This is a genomic window from Hyphomonas sp. (assembly GCF_040882205.1).
Lineage (GTDB): Bacteria > Pseudomonadota > Alphaproteobacteria > Caulobacterales > Hyphomonadaceae > Hyphomonas.
Map to the genome: position 1 here is coordinate 1 of NZ_JBBEBT010000245.1, position 17,879 is coordinate 17,879.

General features: G+C 64.2%; 17 protein-coding genes. 11 read left to right on the top strand and 6 right to left on the bottom strand.

Features of this window, described 5'->3' with window-relative positions; all coding sequences use genetic code 11:
- The 8 genes from WEA77_RS10320 to WEA77_RS10355 all read left to right on the top strand — a co-directional run.
- Window positions 1-909 (top strand): 3'-5' exonuclease (locus WEA77_RS10320; protein ID WP_368067796.1); only part of this gene is annotated, 909 nt, incomplete at its 5' end.
- Window positions 910-1,422: 513 nt separating this feature from the next.
- Window positions 1,423-2,463: a rod shape-determining protein gene (locus WEA77_RS10325; protein ID WP_291204783.1), complete on the top strand. Its 1,041-nt coding sequence runs from the start codon at window positions 1,423-1,425 to the stop codon at window positions 2,461-2,463.
- 28 nt (window positions 2,464-2,491) lie between these two features.
- Entirely contained in the window at window positions 2,492-3,517 is a 1,026-nt protein-coding gene (locus tag WEA77_RS10330) for a rod shape-determining protein MreC (RefSeq protein WP_368067797.1), read from the top strand.
- 3 nt (window positions 3,518-3,520) lie between these two features.
- Entirely contained in the window at window positions 3,521-4,069 is a 549-nt protein-coding gene (locus tag WEA77_RS10335; RefSeq protein WP_368067798.1) for a hypothetical protein, read from the top strand.
- On the top strand, window positions 4,069-6,018 hold the full coding sequence (mrdA, locus tag WEA77_RS10340; protein ID WP_368067799.1) for a penicillin-binding protein 2: 1,950 nt from the start codon (window positions 4,069-4,071) through the stop codon (window positions 6,016-6,018). The genes WEA77_RS10335 and mrdA overlap by 1 nt, the downstream gene beginning before the upstream one ends.
- The gene (gene rodA / locus WEA77_RS10345) at window positions 6,015-7,247 is read left to right on the top strand and encodes a rod shape-determining protein RodA (RefSeq protein ID WP_368067800.1); all 1,233 of its coding nucleotides are present in this window, start codon (window positions 6,015-6,017) and stop codon (window positions 7,245-7,247) included. The genes mrdA and rodA overlap by 4 nt, the downstream gene beginning before the upstream one ends.
- Window positions 7,248-7,328: 81 nt before the next feature.
- Window positions 7,329-8,750 (top strand): sodium-dependent transporter, encoded by a 1,422-nt coding sequence (locus WEA77_RS10350; RefSeq protein ID WP_368067801.1) that lies wholly within the window; start codon window positions 7,329-7,331, stop codon window positions 8,748-8,750.
- Between the two features lie 143 nt (window positions 8,751-8,893).
- Window positions 8,894-10,720, top strand: a complete 1,827-nt coding sequence (locus WEA77_RS10355) for a flavin-containing monooxygenase (RefSeq protein ID WP_368067802.1) — start codon at window positions 8,894-8,896, stop codon at window positions 10,718-10,720.
- A gap of 262 nt (window positions 10,721-10,982) precedes the next feature.
- On the opposite strand, the gene pip is transcribed toward WEA77_RS10355, so the two are convergent.
- Entirely contained in the window at window positions 10,983-11,972 is a 990-nt protein-coding gene (gene pip / locus WEA77_RS10360; RefSeq protein ID WP_368067803.1) for a prolyl aminopeptidase, read from the bottom strand.
- 224 nt (window positions 11,973-12,196) lie between these two features.
- On the opposite strand from pip, the gene WEA77_RS10365 reads away from it, so the two are divergent.
- Window positions 12,197-12,697, top strand: a complete 501-nt coding sequence (locus WEA77_RS10365; protein WP_368067804.1) for a hypothetical protein — start codon at window positions 12,197-12,199, stop codon at window positions 12,695-12,697.
- Here WEA77_RS10365 and WEA77_RS10370 read toward each other — a convergent pair.
- Together WEA77_RS10370 and WEA77_RS10375 are read right to left on the bottom strand one after the other, a co-directional pair.
- Entirely contained in the window at window positions 12,694-13,047 is a 354-nt protein-coding gene (locus tag WEA77_RS10370) for a DUF423 domain-containing protein (protein WP_368067805.1), read from the bottom strand. The two genes, WEA77_RS10365 and WEA77_RS10370, sit on opposite strands and share 4 nt — an antisense overlap.
- Before the next feature lie 6 nt (window positions 13,048-13,053).
- Window positions 13,054-13,470, bottom strand: coding sequence for a PaaI family thioesterase (locus WEA77_RS10375; RefSeq protein WP_368067806.1), 417 nt, complete (start codon window positions 13,468-13,470; stop codon window positions 13,054-13,056).
- A 104-nt stretch (window positions 13,471-13,574) separates the two neighbouring features.
- On the opposite strand from WEA77_RS10375, the gene WEA77_RS10380 reads away from it, so the two are divergent.
- A complete protein-coding gene (locus WEA77_RS10380) occupies window positions 13,575-14,687 on the top strand; it encodes a hypothetical protein (protein ID WP_368067807.1) in 1,113 nt (370 codons plus the stop codon).
- Here WEA77_RS10380 and WEA77_RS10385 read toward each other — a convergent pair whose 3' ends face one another.
- Both WEA77_RS10385 and WEA77_RS10390 read right to left on the bottom strand, forming a co-directional pair.
- On the bottom strand, window positions 14,688-15,011 hold the full coding sequence (locus tag WEA77_RS10385; protein ID WP_368067808.1) for an N-acetyltransferase family protein: 324 nt from the start codon (window positions 15,009-15,011) through the stop codon (window positions 14,688-14,690).
- Window positions 15,012-15,029: 18 nt separating this feature from the next.
- Complete coding sequence (locus WEA77_RS10390) at window positions 15,030-15,320, bottom strand: hypothetical protein (RefSeq protein WP_368067809.1); 291 nt, start codon at window positions 15,318-15,320, stop codon at window positions 15,030-15,032.
- A 117-nt stretch (window positions 15,321-15,437) separates the two neighbouring features.
- On the opposite strand from WEA77_RS10390, the gene WEA77_RS10395 reads away from it, so the two are divergent.
- A complete protein-coding gene (locus WEA77_RS10395; protein WP_368067810.1) occupies window positions 15,438-17,324 on the top strand; it encodes an ABC-F family ATP-binding cassette domain-containing protein in 1,887 nt (628 codons plus the stop codon).
- Here WEA77_RS10395 and WEA77_RS10400 read toward each other — a convergent pair.
- A partial coding sequence (locus WEA77_RS10400; RefSeq protein WP_368067811.1) for an enolase C-terminal domain-like protein occupies window positions 17,321-17,879 on the bottom strand: 559 nt, incomplete at its 5' end. The genes WEA77_RS10395 and WEA77_RS10400 overlap by 4 nt on opposite strands.

Genomic DNA, 17,879 nt, shown 5'->3' on the forward strand with positions numbered 1-17,879 from the left:
CTGCAGACGGACGAGATAAAGGGCGGGGCCAGGCGTGGACTGGCCGTGTTCATCGACCAGATCAATCTGTGGCGCGACAAGCTGAACGCCGGCTTGCCGCATACCGAGCTCGCCGAGATGATCCTCGAGGAGTCCGGCTATACCGACATGCTTCAGAAGGACCGCAGCCCGCAGGCGCAGGGCCGGCTCGACAACCTGAAGGAACTTGTCCGCGCGATGGGCGAGTTCGACACGCTCGCGGGCTTCCTCGAACATGTGGAGCTGGTGATGGACGCCGCGTCGGGCGCGGGCAGTGATGACCAGGCGCAGATCCTGACGCTGCACGGCGCCAAGGGCCTCGAATGGCCGGTCGTGTTCCTGCCGGGCTGGGAGGAGGAAGTGTTCCCCTCCAAGCGCTCGCTGGACGAGAGCGGCCTGCGCGGCCTCGAGGAGGAGCGGCGCCTCGCCTATGTCGGCATCACCCGGGCGCGCGAGCGCTGTTACATTTCATTCGTGGCCAACCGGCAGATCTATGGCCGCTGGCAATCGGTACTGCCGAGCCGGTTCATCGACGAGTTGCCGCATGAACATATCGATGCGGTTTCGGAGACGGGGTATTCCGGCATACCAGGTGGCGAATCCGCCTTTATCGGCACGGTCGAGGACCTCGGCGAGCGCTCGAACTATCAAAGCCCCGGCTGGAAACGGCTGAAGGAGAATGCCGGCCGGCCGGCGGGGTCGCCGCCCCGCGAAGCTTCCGGCCTGAACGCCACGTCTTCAGGGCCGGGCTCCTTCCCGGTCGGCGCGCGGGTGTTTCATGACAAGTTCGGCTACGGGAAGGTTGCCTTTACGGAGGGCAACAAGCTGACGGTTGACTTCGACAAGACCGGCCGCAAGAAGGTCATCGCGACCTTCGTGACGGCGGCTTAAGGGAAGTTCGCAACGCCGGGTGACAATGGGGCCCATCCGGAGGGGAGGTTCGGCGGGCCATCTGCGCCGGGCCATCTGCGCCGGGCCATCTGCGCCGGGCCTGTAGAGCGGGAGTCCCGCGGCGCGATGTCATCACCGGCGTTGCAGGGTGACGATTGCCAGATCCGGCATCAACCAAATCCGAACGATCCGTTCATTTCCCGCTCACCTTGCGAACCATTGCGGTGCGCCGGTGTTACCGCGGGCAAGCAAAGCGTTAACACGAACCGGGTATTTGTTAACGGAATCAGAACGATTCGTTCCGTTAGGTCTGTTGCCGTATCGCGCGGGCGCGGCCGATCCTGAGATTTTACAAGGGATTTCGGGTTATTGAACGAAGCGTTCCATTAAACTGCGGGCGGCGCCTTGCTTTAAAGGAGCGTTAACGGCACATGGTGTACAGGGCTGAGATCAGACAAGTGCATGTGGACGAACGGAACGGTTCGATCCGTATAGAAAAGAGCTCGATTGAACATGATTGGTAGCCTCCTCGGCCTGCTCTCAACAGACATGGCCATCGACCTTGGAACAGCCAACACGCTCGTTTACGTGAAGGGTCAGGGCGTCCAGCTCGATGAACCTTCGGTCGTAGCGTACATGACGCAGGGCGGGCGCAAGATCGTCTATGCGGTCGGCGAGCAGGCGAAGAACATGCTGGGCAAGACCCCGGTCAACATGGAGGCGATCCGCCCCATGCGCGACGGCGTGATTGCCGACTTCGAGGTCGCCGAGGAAATGATCAAGCACTTCATCCGGAAGGTTCACAACCGCCGGGCGTTCGTGTCTCCTCTGATCATCATCTGCGTGCCGAGCTCCGCCACCAGCGTTGAGCGCCGCGCCATCCATCAGTCAGCCCTGGCCGCAGGGGCGCGCCATGTCGAACTGATTGAAGAACCCATGGCCGCCGCAATCGGCGCCGGCCTGCCGATCGATGATCCGGCCGGTTCGATGGTTGTCGATATTGGCGGCGGCACCTCGGAAGTGGCCGTTCTGTCCCTCGGCGGCATTGTCTATTCGCGCTCGGTGCGCGTCGGCGGTGACAAAATGGACCAGGCCATCGTCAACTACCTGCGCCGTGAGCAGAAGATCCTGATCGGCGAAATGTCGGCTGAACGGATCAAGAAGGAAATCGGCACCGCGATGCCGCCGGAAAATGGCACCGGCATGGCGCTGACCGTGCGCGGCCGCGGCACTCTCGACGGGGTGCCCAAGGAAACCGAAATCACCGAGGCGATGATCGCCGAAGCGCTGCGCGAGCCGGTGACCGATATCATCGACGCCGTGAAAATCGCCCTCGAAGCGATGCCGCCGGAACTGGCGGCTGACATCGTGGACCGGGGTATCGTCCTGACAGGCGGCGGCGCCCTCCTGCGCAACCTCGACACGGTGATCCGCAACCAGGCCCAGCTGCCGGTGATGATTGCCGACGACCCGCTGAAGTGTGTGGTCAACGGCTGTGGACAGGTCCTCGAGAATTACTCCAAGATGAAGAGTGTTCTCTGCCCGGAAGTCTAGGCTACGGGCATTGCAGGGAGCCTGAGGCATGGCACGTTCCGGCCGTTCCAGTCAGAAATCAGGCGCGCGGCGGGTTACGCTGGGCATCCTGATCTTTGGCGCGCTCGCATTGATCGTGGCCCAGTCGGCGCCGCAGATCGCGAGCTTCTTCGTGCCGGCACGTACCACCATCAGCGACCGGATCGGCGCGCCCTCTGACACCAGCATCTGGGCGCAGGTCAGCGGACAGGCGGACCGTGAACGCCGGATCAGGGAACTTGAAAACGAAGTGCGCGATCTCGCGCGCTACAAGGCCGCTGCCATCTCGATGGCCGAGCGGATGGAAGCCTACGAGACAATCCTCAACCTGATGGGCGAGCCGCCGGAACGCGGTGTAACTGCGCGGATCACGACCGTGATCGACGGGCCGTTTGCGCAGACCGTGCTGGCGAATGCCGGCAGCCTGCAAGGCGTGGCGCCGGGCGCGGTAGCGATGAATGAAGGCGGGCTTGTCGGCCGGGTCATCCAGCTGGGTGACCGGTCGTCGCGCATCCTGCTGGTCAGCAATTACCAGAGCCAGCTGCCGGTGCTCGGCGAAGTGAGCGGCGTGCGCGCCATCCTGCAGGGCAAGGACCGCGACCGGGGCGTGTTGAAGGACCTGCCGGAAGCGGCTGATTTCATTGAAGGCGAGCGCGTTCTCAGCTCCGGCGAAGGGGGCGCGTTCCCGCGCGGCCTCGTAGCCGGCACGGCGACGAAGCAGGGCGGCGACTGGATCGTGCGCCTGGCGATGCGCGACCATTCGAGCGGCTATGTGCGAATGATCGCGCCGCCGGAAATCGTCGAGCCGGTGCCGGAATCGGACCTGCCGCCGGAGCCGGTGGTGGCCGAGGAAACACCAACGCCGCCAGTCGCTACCGCGCGCCCGGTGCCGCAGCCAGCCCGTCCTGCCGCGTCCGATCCGCCCGTGGTGGCCGCCGCGAGCGAGCCGCCGGCACCGCAAGTTACAACGCAGTCTTCGGAGGCAGACCCCAATACGGTCGGGCTTCCCGCCGTGCCGCCTCAGGAAGGTGAATAGCCGATGGCGGTCAAAACGAAAAACCGCAAGCAGCGCACGCTCTGGAGCCAGTCCGGCCCCAGCCCGCGTCTAGTATTCGGCGCGGCCATCATTGCCATCGTCGGCGTACTCGGCATGACGCCGAAAGCCTTCTTCGGGATTCCGCTCGCCTGGCCGTTTGCCGCGCTGTGGGGCGCCATGGGCTGGGGCCGGGTTGGCCTGGCGCTGCGCCCGATGGTGCTGCTCGTCCTGTTCGGCCTGATGCAGGACATCGTTTCGAATGCGCCGCTCGGCTGTTTCGCAATGATCAACCTGCTCGTCTACGGCCTCAGCGCCGGGATTGCCGAGCAGTCGGACGGTATGCGCGACATGCTGGTCGCGGTGGTCGGTCCCGCGGTGATGCTGATCGTGGCCTTCCTGCTGGTCTGGGGCTTTGCCAGCATCACGGGCGACCATCTGGTGCGCGCCTGGCCCTTGATGACGAGCTTCATCGCCACCGGCGCGGTCTACGCGATCGGCAACCAGATGTTTGACCTCGGCCGCCGGCCGGGCGAATCGCCGGGAGGCACCTGATGGCCCGCAGACAGAGCCCCGAAGCGGATTTCGAGCGGCGCCTGTTGCTGGCCATGGGGGCGGGCGGTGTGGTGTTTGCGACGCTGGTCGCGCGCCTGTCGCAGCTGCAATTTCTTGAGGCCGAGCATTACGAAAAACTGGCCGCGGAGAACCATATCCGCCTCGTGCTGGCACCGCCGGAGCGGGGGGAAATCCTCGACCGGTTCGGCCGCCCGCTCGCCTCGCAGCGTCAGGCCGGGCGTGTGTCGGTTGTGCCGGAACGTCTCAGTGATCCGGCCGCAACGCTGAAGCAGCTCGGCCGGTTCATCGACCTGCCGGAGGAGCGCGTGAAGCGCGTGCTGCAGGAAATCCAGAACAATCGTCTTCGCCGCGCGAGCTTTCTGCCTGTCACGGTGGTTCAGGAACTCAGCTATGAGGAATTTGCGCGCCTGCGCGTGCGCGCGGTCGAGATGGAAGGCGTGGATGTCCAGATGGCGTCGACGCGGTCCTATCCGCGGGGCCGGGATTTTGCGCATGTGCTCGGCTATGTCGCCCGCGCGAGCTCCGATGATATCACGCGCATGGCGCAAGAGCGCACCGGCGCCGAAATGAAAACCTTCGAGGACCTGCTTCGCCATCCGGATATCCGGGTCGGACGGCAGGGCATGGAACGGTTTGCTGAAGACTGGCTGCGCGGACGCCCCGGGCGCAGGCGGGTCGTGACCAATGCGCATGGCCGGCCGATGCAGGAGCTGGAGCAGGATCCGTCGACGGCCGCCGTTTCAGGCAAGGACCTCTATATCACCATCGATTCCGAGCTGCAGCGGACCGCCATCGAACGCTTCGAAGGCGAGAGCGGCGCAGCGGTCGTGGTAGATGTAACCTCCGGCGATGTACTGGCGATGGTGTCGACGCCGGCCTTTGATCCAAATTCGTTCGTGAACGGAATATCCGGCAAGGACTATGCCGAGCTGCGCGACAATCCGATGGCGCCGCTTTATCCGCGCGCCCATGGCGGGGTTTATCCGCCGGGCTCTACCTTCAAGATGGTTGTGGCGACCGCCGCGCTGGAGGCGGGCGTTGTGAAGACGACTGATACCGTGCGCTGCCCCGGATCCTACCGATTCGGCAACCGCACCTGGCATTGCTGGAAAAAAGGCGGCCACGGCACGATGAACATGCACAATGCGATCAAGCAATCGTGCGACGTGTATTTTTACGAGATCGCGCGGCGTACCGGCGTGCGCAAGATTGCGGAAGTCTCGCACAAGTTCGGCTTCGGCGAGACCTTTGTGCTGGGTATGACGGGCGGGCGCTCGGGCCTCGTGCCGGATCCGGAATGGAAGCTGGCGGCGCGGGGCGAGCCCTGGTTCGAAGGCGAGACGCTGAACTTCGGGATCGGCCAGGGGCAGCTAGGCACGACGCCGCTGCAGCTGGCGCTGATGACGGCGCGGATCGCCGCGACCGGCGCGCCGATCAAGCCGAACCTGATCGGGCTGGGGCCGCCCTCGCCGCAAGACAAGGTTCTGGATGCGCCGCTCGATCCGGAGATCATGCAAATACAGAAGGCCGGCATGTTCGGCGTGACCTCCGAGCCCGGCGGCACGGGTTACCGGTCGGGCGATCTTGGCCTTGGCGGTCCGCGCCTCGCCGGTAAGACGGGCACGGCGCAGGTGCGCCGCATTACGGCAGAAGAGCGCTCCAAGGGCATCCGGGGCGGTGCATCGATTGCGCGCGAGCTTCGCGACCATGCGTTGTTCGTTGCCTATGCGCCGGCCGAAAATCCGAAATATGCGGTGTCGGTGATCGTTGAACACGGCGAGGGCGGCTCTCGCACCGCCGCGCCGGTGGGACGCGATATCCTCGCGGCCGCCATCAAGATGAACAGTGGGCGCACACCCGATTATGCCAAGCGCGCGGCGGTAAAAACTCAGGATACGGACGGTGTGCCGGAAGGAGACCCGGCATGAGTCGCGAGGGCTATACCGGCTTTACGCGCGGCGAGGCGCGGGCGACGACGGCCAGCGCGCTGCGTTTCTCCAATCTTGGTCCGCTCGGCAAGGTCGCGCGCCTGCCCTGGAGCATCATTCTGCTGATCGTCGGCGTTGGGCTGACCGGGGCGGCGATGCTCTTCTCGGTCGGCTGGGACCCTGTGGCGCAGGCGCCTTCGCCGGAAGAGGCGGGCCTCTGGCGCGATCACCTGTCACGCCTCGCAGTCGGCTTTGTGCTGATGATCTCGCTGGCACTCTTGCCGCTGGGCCTCTGGGCGCGGCTTGCCTGGCCGGCCTATGCAGCCGTGATCGTGCTGCTGGTGCTGGTCGATTTCTTCGGTGTGATGGGCGGCGGCGCGGCGCGCTGGCTGAAGATCGGGCCGATCATCCTGCAGCCGTCGGAGCCGGCGAAACTCGCCGTCACCATGGCGCTGGCAAGCTATTACCAGCGCGCCATGCCGACCAGCGGTCAGAGCCCGCCGCTGTGGGTGCATGGCGGCGCGCTGCTGATCATGCTGATCCCGGCCGCGCTGGTGTTCAAGCAGCCAAACCTCTCGACCGCGCTGGCTCTGGCAGCGTCCGGCGCAATGATCATCTTCTTTGCCGGCATTGCGATGCGCTATGTGGCGGGCGCCATCGTCATCGGCCTTGCGTCTGTACCGGCGATTTATGCCTTCGTGCTGGAGCCCTACCAGCGCGAGCGCGTCGATACGCTGATTGCCGGGATTACCGGAGAGGCGACGAATGGCCTCGGCGAGAGCTACCAGATCGAGCAGGCGAAGATTGCCATCGGCGCCGGTGGACTTAGCGGGCGCGGCTATCTGCAGGGTATCCAGTCACAGCAGGAATACGTGCCCGAGCAACACACAGACTTCATCCTGACGATCATCGCTGAGGAGTTCGGCTTCCTTGGCGCGGTGGGCCTGCTCGCCGTGTTTGCGTTCCTGTTTGCCTGGTCGCTTATGGTCGCGGCGCGCAACAAAAGCTGGTTCGGCAAGCTGGCGACCATCGGGGCGACCTCGACGATTGCCTTCTTCGCCATCTTCAATACAGGGATGGTCGTGGGCCTCTTGCCCGTGCTGGGCATGCCGCTGCCGCTGATCTCGTATGGCGGCACGGCGCTGATCACGGTGATGGCCTGTTTCGGGCTGATCCTGTCGGCGCACCTGCACCAGGACGAGAAGTTGTCGGCCCGCGGATTGTTTTAGCGCTCTCGCCCGGAATGGCCGTTGATTTTTGACCCTTTCTGACTAGGGTCCGGCCAAACATTGCCTCGGGGAGCGCGATTCATGGCAGAGATTGGCCGCAAGACTGAAAACTGGAGTTCGAGGTTCGCCTTCATTATGGTGGCCATCGGTTCGTCGGTGGGACTCGGCAATTTCTGGCGTTTTCCCTATACTGCCGGCGCGAATGGCGGCGGGGCGTTCATCCTCATCTATATCTTTTGCGTTGTGCTGATCGCGCTGCCGCTGATGATGGGCGAATACGCCATGGGGCGCAAATCCGGTATGTCGGCCATCGAGGGCGTGCAGTCGCTGGCGCGGGCCGAGAACCGCAGCCAGAACTGGGGCATCGTGGCGTGGATCGGGTCGCTGACAGCGTTTTTTATTCTGACTTTCTACATGGTGATTTCGTCCTGGCTGCTGGCCTACATCATCCAGGCCATCGGCGGAGACCTGAGCGGGACGACGGCGGCGGAATCCGGCCAGAATTTCCTCAACACCATCGGCGAGGGCGAGATGCCGATGCAGTCGCGCTGGTACATGCTGATGCTGCTCGCGCTGTTCATTACCGCCAACGTGGTGGTTGTCGGGCGCGGGGTCAAAGGCGGGCTCGAAAAGGCGGCGACCATCCTGATGCCGCTGTTCTTCATTATGCTCGTCGTAGTGGTCGGCTTCGCGGTCGCCAATGGCGACACGGCCCGCACCTTCGCGTTCATCTTTGAGCCGAAATGGGAAGATGTCGGGTTCAAGACGCTGCTGGCGGCGCTCGGCCAGGCCTTCTTCTCCATCGGCGTCGGCGTAGGCCTGATGATCACCTATGGCGCCTACCTCACCAAGGAGACGAACATCCCGCGCGCCTCCGGCGTCATTGCGGCGTCAGACACCTTCGTGGCCCTGATCGCGGGCTTCGCCATTTTCCCGATCGTGTTCGCCGCCGGTCTTGATCCTGCGGAGGGCCCGAGCCTGTTCTTCGTGTCGATGCCGGTGGCCTTCGAGGCCATTCCCGGCGGTACACTGTTTGCCATCGTGTTCTTCTCGCTGGCGCTGTTTGCGGCCTTCACCTCGTCGATCTCGCTGATGGAAGTCGGCGTCTCCTGGCTTGAGGAACGCGAGGGCGTAACGCGGATCGGCGCGGCCGCAGGGATCGGCTTCGTGCTGTTCATGATCGGCGCGGCGTATGTTTTCTCGCTCGACTATCTCGACTTCATGGACTTCATCACCGAGGGGCTGCTGCTTCCGCTGGGCGGCCTGCTCGCTGCAATCTTTGCCGGCTGGGTGCTGAGCCGCGACATGCTGGTGTCGGAACTCGGCGAAGGCCTGATCATGAACGTCTGGCGCTTCCTGATGCGCTGGTTCGTGCCGCCCTTCATCGGCGTGATCCTGATCTTCGGCTTCCTCGACAAGATCCAGGACCAGTACCACGTGCCGCTGCCGGGCGCGCTGGAATCCCTGTTGGGCCCGAACTGGACGCCGCCGCCGGCGCAATAGGGCGCAGTCCGCCACCGTTTGCCGCCAGCATGATTTTTCCGGGACCGGCGCCCTTGGGTCACGGCTAGGCAGACAGGCCTGATCGGTTATGTTTCCCGCTGACCGCCGAGCAGGGCGCAGGATGAACGGGATAGGGTACCACGATGGCGGACGACGCGGCGCAGATCCAACGCAGGCCCATCGACAAGGACGCGATCCGCGAACGCTACCGCGCCGAGCGCGACAAGCGCCTGCGCACCGACGGCAATGACCAGTACACCCGGATTGCCGGCCTGTTCGACGAATACCTTGAAGACCCCTATACGCCGGTCACGCCGCGCGCGCCCAAGACAGACCACGTCACCTTTGCCTTCGTCGGCGGCGGCTTTGCCGGCCTGGTGACCGGCGCCCGCCTGAAGGAAGCCGGGATCAATGACGTCCGCATCATCGAGAAAGGCGGCGACTTCGGCGGCACCTGGTACTGGAACCGCTATCCCGGCGCGCAGTGCGATACCGCCTCGATGATCTACATGCCGCTGCTCGAAGAGACCGGGCACATGCCGAGCGAGAAGTATGCGCACGCGCCGGAAATCCTGCAGCAGTGCCAGCGCATCGGACAGCATTACGGGCTTTACGAGAATGCCCTCTTCCACACTGTCATCGAGGAACTTTCCTGGGACGAGGCGCGCAGCGTCTGGGTCATCCGCACGAACCGCGGCGACAACTTCACGGCAAAGTACATCGGCCTCGGCACCGGCCCCCTGAATACGCCGAAGCTGCCCGGCATTCCCGGCATAAAGGACTTCAAAGGCCACGCTTTTCACACCAGCCGCTGGGACTATGACTATACAGGCGGCGATCCGAACGGCGCGCCGCTGGACAAGCTCAAGGACAAGCGCGTCGCGATCATCGGCACTGGCGCGACCGCCGTGCAGGTCGTCCCGCATCTCGCGCGCGCCGCCAAGGCGCTCTACGTTTTCCAGCGCACGCCCTCGTCGATTGATGTGCGCGACAATCGTCCGATTGATCCCGAGTGGTTCGCCTCGATCGCGACGCCGGGCTGGCAACAGCGCTGGCTTGAAAACTTCACGCAGAACCAGGCCGGTATCGGCATGGCGCCCGAGGACCTTGTGCAGGATGGCTGGACGGATCTCGCCAAGCGCATCCGCAACCGCATCCTGCAATTGCCGGCCGATCAGCGCAACCCGATGGGGATGCTGGCCGCCTATGAGGACGCCGACCACGAGAAGATGGAGGAGATCCGCCAGCGCGCCGAAACGGTCGTGAGGGACGCCGAAACCGCCGAAAATCTGAAGGCCTGGTATCGCCAGCTCTGCAAGCGGCCCTGCTTCCACGACCAGTACCTGCAGGCGTTCAACGAACCCGCGGCACACCTCATTGATACCGATGGCCAGGGTGTGGAACGCATCACTGAAAAAGGCGTCGTCGTGAACGGTGTGGAGTACGAGGTGGACTGCATCGTCTACGCTTCGGGCTTCGAAGTGGGCACGCCGCTGGAGCGGCGCACCGGCTTTGATCCCAAGGGCCGCGGCGGTGTCACGCTGTCGCAATACTGGGCCGACGGCATGCGCACAAAGCACGGCATGCACGTCCACAACTTCCCGAACGCCTTCCTCGTCCAGGCGACGCAGGCGGCCAACCTCATCTACAACTACCCGCATAACCTCGTCGACTCAGCGCGGACGATCTCCCTGATCGTCAGCCACGCAGAAGCGACGGGCGCCAGGCAAGTCGAGGTCAGCAAACAGGCTGAGGACGAGTGGGTGAACCTGCTGCTGTCAGGCATGGGCCTGATGATCGGCTCGCCCGACTGCACGCCGGGCTATTACAACAATGAAGGCCGCGACCCCGGTCCGCAGGCACGCTACTTCGTCGGATATCCCGCGGGCGCCGTGGCCTTCTTCAATTACATTGAGGGCTGGCGCACGTCTGGCGCCTTCGAGGGCGTCGCGTTCCGTAAGGACGCCTGACGCCCGGGCTATGTACCCGGCCCGGACGCGGACCCTGTGGCGGGTTAGGGTGCGGGCGGTTCGGGCGTCTGCGCGAGCGGTAGGAAATCGCCGATTGTGTTGGAAAAATCGAAGCTCGTAAATTCACTGCGAGTGCGGAGCAGTAAAACCAAATAATTACAAGGTACAATATATTCCGTATACGGACGGAAAATTCGATTATTCGGGCTTTTGGGGCTTTTTCAACACAATCGGCCAAAAGGCGACCTTCCGATCAAGTCCCCTAAGCCCGTGACCGGACCGCCAGCTGGTCTGCGAAATCGTCCGTGGCCTGAACAAGACGGTCGATGATGCCGGGTTCCATCGAGGAGTGGCCGGCGTCGGGCACAATGTGCAGTTCCGCTTTCGGCCAGGCCTTGGAGAGATCCCAGGCGGTTGAGAGCGGCGTGACCACATCATAGCGGCCGTGGACCACCACGCCGGGGGTCGATTGCAGCTTCAGATTCGCCTGTTCGAGCAGCCAGTTGTCGCGCTCGAAGAAGCCATCATTAATGAAATAGTGGCACTCGATTCGGGCGAAGGCGTCAACGAAATCATCCTCATTGAAGCGCGGCGGCGTGGTAACGGGCCCCTTTATGGAGAGGGTCTGGCCCTCCCAGCGGGCCCAGGCGCGGGCCGCGTCGATGCGGGCGGCCGCGTCGCTGCCGGTCAAGCGCTTGTAGAAGGCGGTGACGAGATCGCCGCGTTCGGCCTCGGGAATCGGGGCGATGTAGCGGTCGAAGGCGTCCGGGAAGAGGCGGCTGGCGCCCTCCTGGTAGAACCACCGGATCTCGGATTTCGAGACGAGGAAGATGCCGCGCAGGACGAGGCCGAGGACGCGGCTGGTATGGGTGACGCCATAAGCCAGGGCGAGCGTGGAGCCCCAGGAGCCGCCGAAGACGAGCCAGCTGGAGACGCCGGCGTGCTTGCGCAGGGCTTCGATGTCATCGACGAGGTCCCAGGTCGTGTTGCCTTCAAGTTCCGAGTGCGGGGTGGAGCGGCCACACCCGCGCTGGTCGAAAAGGAAGATGCGGTAACGCTCGGGATCGAAGAATCGGCGCATTTCCGGGCTGGAGCCGCCGCCGGGGCCGCCATGCAGGGCAACGACCGGGATCCCCTTCGGATTGCCTGATTCTTCCCAGTATATCTCGTGCAGCGGCGAGACGCGCAGGCGCCCCGAAGCATAGGGCTCGTGCCTATGGTAGAGAATGCGGCGGCTCTGGCGTCTATTCATGCGCTCTTCACTTATAATCGGCTAGCTTCTTGCCCATGACTGGACTTATCTGAACCCCGCCCATACAGTTTTACCGGGTGGGGTAATAGCTGCTGGCGGGTGGCGTATTGATGCGTAGCGTTTTTCTGTGTCTATCCCTAGGCGTTCTTGCGGGATGCGCAACCGTTTCGGTTGTGCCAGGCGAAGCGTCGGTTGAGACCTCATTAACCAGAAGCCAATCCGAATTGCGCCAGGCCTCGAACGCCTATTGCGATGATGTCGTGAAGGCCGGCTGGGTCGAGGAATCGGACGGTTTTGCCTCGCTTGCCGACACACTGATGCATGGCCGCACACAGGTCGCCGGCGCGCCCGGTTTCTATGCCGCGCGCATCGAAGCGAATTCAAAAGCGCCGTCGCTGATCCTTGCGCGGATTATCACCGACAGCCAGGGCGCGCGCATCGGTCTTGCCAGCGTGGCGGCCGAAGCCGAATCGGTTTTGCTCAGCGCCAATCCGAACGCCTCGAACCGGGGCGACGTGATGAGTTTCGAGCGTGCGCTCGTGCGCGCCCAGATGGCGCATCGCGGTTTCCAGGAAGCGCTGGACCTCGTGTCCGTGCGCGCCGATATGGATGTCACGCCGATTGCAGCCGAGACTGAGGCCTTCGCGCGCGAGATTGACAGTGCGCGCGTCATCGCGGACCGGCTTGCCGACCGCTACATCGCCGAAGGCAAGGCCGGTTCCTAGCCCGGCTTCCGCGCCGCGAAGGCGATCAGCGCCCAGCCTGCAAGCATTCCCAATCCACCAATCGGTGTGACCGCGCCAAGCCAGCGCGGCGCGCCGAGAGCCATCGCGTAAAGCGCGGCTGAGAAGATCACGGCGCCGATAAGGATGAGACCACCGCCGCGCGCAATGTTGCCGCCCTTGCCGGAGAGACCGGCGGCGAGTGCGGCTGCGGCATGCGCCAGGGCGTAGAGGGTTGCTGTGTGCCACCATTCGGCGCCTTCGGATGTGATGCGCGCCTCGAGCGCATGCGCTCCGAAGGCGCCGAGCGCGACCGAGACGAACCCGAAAATGGCGGCTAGGCGGGCGAGCATCTGCGGTCAGCCTTTTCTTGGCAGCGCGTAGGTGACGATGGCGTGGCTGGCGGGTTTGTCGGCGCCTTCGATGCGGATGTCCACATCGATGACGGCGAGTGCCTGGCCCATTTTCATCATCTTGCCTTCGGCCACGACGACGGTGCCGATGCAGGGGCGCAGGAAATTGATGTTGAGATTGCTGGTGACCGCCATAGGCTCAAGCCCGGTCTGCGTCATGATCACCATATAGGCGACACTGTCGGCGAGGCTCATCTGGGTGGGGCCGGAAATATATCCGCCGGGGCGAAGGTGGGTCTCGTCCGCTTCGAGGCGCATAATCGCGCGGCCAGGCTCCATCAGGATTACCTGGTTCTGGCGGCCCCGGCCCTTGAAGGCCGAGTCCAGGAAGGCGTTCGCTTCGTCGGCGTTGAACTTCGTCATGCGGGGTCTCCCGGCGGCAGGCTTGATTGTGCCTGCGCCCGGCGCCAACCTAGCGTCAACGACCCCGCCGCCAAGTGGTCACCCAAAGGAAGGAAGCCTGCGCCATGCTTACCGCCGGAGACGAATACCCGATCCACCAGACGCCGGAACCTGTCGCCTTTGCCGGCTCGGACCGCAACTTCTATGATCGTTTCTTTTTCAATGGCTACAGCGCCGATGGCAGCACGTTCTTCGCCGCCGCGATGGGCGTCTATCCGCACCTTAACATCATCGACGCGTCCGTCTCGATCCTGCGCGGGGGCAAGCAGGCTTCGGTGTTCATGTCTCGCCCGCTGAATATGGAGCGGATGGATACGTTCGTCGGGCCGTTGTCAGTTAGCGTGGTTGAGCCGCTTAAGAAAGTGCGCCTGACGCTGAAGGAGACCGAGGGTCTGGCGCTGGACGTGGAGTTCACCGGCCGCGCGTTCCCGATCGAGGAGCCGCGCTTCACGCGCCGGGTCGGGCCGCGCATGATGATGGACCTGACGCGGATGACGCAGAATGGCCGCTGGTCGGGCACGCTGAAGATGGACGGCGAAGAGATCAAGGTGGATCCCAAGAGCTGGACCGGCACGCGCGACCGCAGCTGGGGGGTACGCCCGATCGGGGCGCCGGATCCGCAGCCGGCGATTCCGGCGATGCCGCCGCAATTCTACTGGATATGGACGCCGACAAATTTTCCGAACCTCTCGGTGTTCTTCCATGTCAACGAAGACGGCGCGGGCGAGCCGTGGAACCAGCGCGCCTCGCTGGTGATGGATGGCTCGAAGCAGGGCGAAGGCATCCACCTCAGTAATCCGGTGATGGACGTGCGCTATGCCAAGGGCACGCGGCGCATGCAGACGGCGACCCTGTCGGTCACTGATCCGTCAGGCCGTCCGCATACGGTCGAATTTACACCGCTCGGCACTTTCCTGATGAAGGGCATCGGCTATGGCCACCCGGTCTGGCGGCACGGCGCCTTCCAGGGCGATCAGTTGAAAGTGGTGCGCGAGGATTTCGCGCCCGGCAAGACGCCCTGGGCGGCGCCGGAGAACCTGCACATTCAGGAGATTGTCAAGGCGGTGCACAAGGGGCCGGACGGCGCGGGCTCGGAAGGCATCGGCACATTCGAGCAGCTTTTCCTCGGGCCGCATGCGCCTTCGGGCTTCAAGGAAATCCTCGACGGCGCGGCCTGATCAGGCCGAAAGCCGGGAACGGGCAGGCAGCTCGCATTCCTGCCCAGCGGCGGCTTTCAGGCCTGCGCGCACCGCGTCGCCAGCGGGGCCCGGCGTGATCTGTTCGAGTTTCTGCGCTGCGGTCTCGGTGTCGAACCGGCAGCTGACGACTGGAGCGTCGCGGGTGGCCGAGAGGCCGCCGAGACTGCGGAAGAGATGCCGCGTGGCGCGGTTTTCCGCCAGCGTCCCGGCGGTCAGCCGCGTGATGCCGGCGGCGCGGGCATCTGCCAGGACAGCCGTGAGAAGCAGGCGCGCGAGCCCCTTGCCGTGCCAGTCATCCAGCACGGCGAGCGCGAGTTCTGCCTAACTGCTGGCGCCGCGGCAGATAGCATGGACCGCGCCGATGGCCGGTTTGTCCGGCGCTGACGGGTTAATTGCGCCCCAGGCGATGTGTTTCCAGCCGTCTGCATCGCAAAGGCGGTCGATAATATGATCGGGCATGGTCTGCGAGCCATTGAAGAAGCGCAGATACCGCGAATGGTCCGACATGGCGGCGATACCAGCGCGCATGCGGCCTGCGTCCCGGGGCCGGATCGGGCGCAGCTGGACCGGCTCGCCGCTGTCCAGAAGGACGGGGAAAGTGCGACTATCCATGTCAATAATGTTGCACTGCAACATGGCGGCAATGGAGCATGGCGGCAACATGGAAGCGATGTCATTTTGCAGAGCTTTTAGCGTGTCTTTTTGGATTTGAGCGGGTATGGGACGGCCATGCTTGAAATCCGCAATCTCGACTACCGCGTTGAAGCGCGCCCGCTGTTTGAAGCCGCGTCGGCGCGGATTTCTGCTGGCTGGAAGGTCGGTCTTGTCGGGCGCAACGGCACGGGCAAGTCGACGCTGCTGCGGCTGATCCGCGAGGAGATCGCGGCGCCCGGCAAGGACAGCCCGATCCGGCTGCAGAATGGCGCGCGGCTCGGCTGGGTGGCGCAGGAAGTGGCGCCGAGCGACGAGACGATCATGGAGGTCGTGCTGCAGGCGGACGCTGAGCGCCATGCGCTGATGACGGAGTCCGAGACGGCGACGGACCCTGACCGGATTGGCGAGATCCATGCGCGCCTGCTGGACATCGACGCCTGGTCGGCCGAGGCGCGGGCGGCGGAAGTGCTGATGGGTCTCGGCTTCAAGCACGGGGACCTCTCGCGCGCCACGCGGGAATTTTCCGGCGGCTGGCGGATGCGGGCGGCGATTGCCGGGGCGCTGTTCGCGCAGCCAGATCTGTTGCTGCTCGATGAGCCGTCGAATTATCTCGACCTTGAAGGCGCGGCCTGGCTGGAAGGCTATCTGCGCAAATATCCGAACACGGTTCTGATCGTCAGCCATGACAGAGAATTGCTGAACCGGAGTGTCACACATACACTGGCACTCGAGCATCGCAAATTGTCGATCACTCCGGGCGGTTATGATGACTGGCTGCGCCTGCGCGCGGCGAAACTGGCGCAGCTGGAAAGCCAGCGCACCAAGCAGGCCGCCGAGCGCGCGCATTTGCAGTCTTTCGTTGACCGGTTCCGCGCCAAGGCCTCTAAGGCAAGGCAGGCACAGAGCCGCGTGAAGATGCTGGAGAAGATGCAGGACGTGTCTATCCCGATTGCCGAGCGCACGACGCCTTTCCTGTTTCCGGCGCCAGACTCGAAACTTTCGCCGCCGCTGCTGGAGATCAAGGGCGCAGAGCTGGGGTATGGCCCGGGTATGCGCATTCTCAGCGGGGTGGACATTCGTCTGGACCCGGATGACCGGATCGCAATTGTCGGCACCAACGGGCAGGGCAAGACAACGCTGGTGAAATCCATCGCCGAACGCCTGCCGCTGATGGCGGGCAAGCGGCTGATGCCGAAAGCCGTCCGTATCGGGTATTTCTCGCAGGACCAGCTGGACGAGCTGACAGCGGGAGATACGCTGCTCGAGCACGTCATGCGCGCCCTGCCGCATGGCACGCCGCCGGCCAAGCAGCGCGCCGTTGCCGCGCAGATGGGCTTCAGCCACGAGAAGGTGGAAACCAAGGTTGAGGCGCTTTCGGGCGGCGAGAAGGTGCGCCTGATCCTCGGCCTGATCGCGCTGGAAAAGCCGCATATCCTGATCCTCGACGAGCCGACCTCGCACCTTGATATCGACAGCCGCGAGGCGCTGATCTACGCAATCAATGATTTTGCTGGCGCCGTCCTGCTGATTACCCACGATGTGTATCTTGCCGAAGCGACGGCAGATGCGCTGTGGCTGGTCAAAGACGGCAAGGTTTCGGCCTACGATGGCGACCTCAATGATTATCGCACGCTTGTGCTGAGCACGGACCGCGAGAAGACTGGGCCTGCAAAGGCGGCTGCTGCGGAGGAAACCGGCGACAAGGCGGACGCGCGGCGCAAGGCTTCGGCGGCGCGCGAGGCGGCTGCGCCGCTCAGGAAGAAAGCTCAGGATGCGGAGAAAACGATGGAGCGCCTCGCCGCAAAGATCGCGGCGCTGGACGTTGCGGTCGTCCGCCCCGACATCCCGCCGCATGAGATGCGTCAGCGGCTGAAGGAGCGTGCAAAGTTCGTGTCTGAGAAGGATGCGGCGGAAGCCGTCTGGCTTGAGGCGAGTGAGGCGTATGAGGCGGCGGTGCGCTAGCCCCAGAGCGCGGCGCTGGGCGGGGAGATGATCCCTTCACGGAACATAAGGCCATCGGCGATGTCTTCTTCGAGCCAGAGCGGGCCGTCGAGGTCGGCGGTGTCGGCGAGGCCGGCGAGCAGGGCGGCGGGCGCAATCGACAGGGAACTGGCGACCATACAGCCGATCATCACGCCCATGCCGGACTGGCGCGCGGCGCGCACCATGGCGAGGGCTTCGCTGAAGCCGCCCGCCTTGTCGAGTTTCACGTTCACGGCGTCATAGGATTTAGCGAGCGTCTGGATGTCGGCGCTGGTATGCGCGCTTTCATCCGCACACACAGCAACCGGACCGGGATGCCCAATCAGCGCGGCGTCCTTGCCGGCGGGAAAGGGCTGCTCGATCAGCACGACGCCGAGCCTCGCTGCTGACAGGGCGATGGCCGGGAAGGTGTCCGGTTCGAGGCCTTCATTGGCATCGAGGATCAGCCGCGCGTCGGGTCGGGCGGCGTGGACGGCCTCAATGCGGGCGAGATCTTCTTTGCCGCCGAGTTTCAATTTCAGCAGCTTGCCGGGC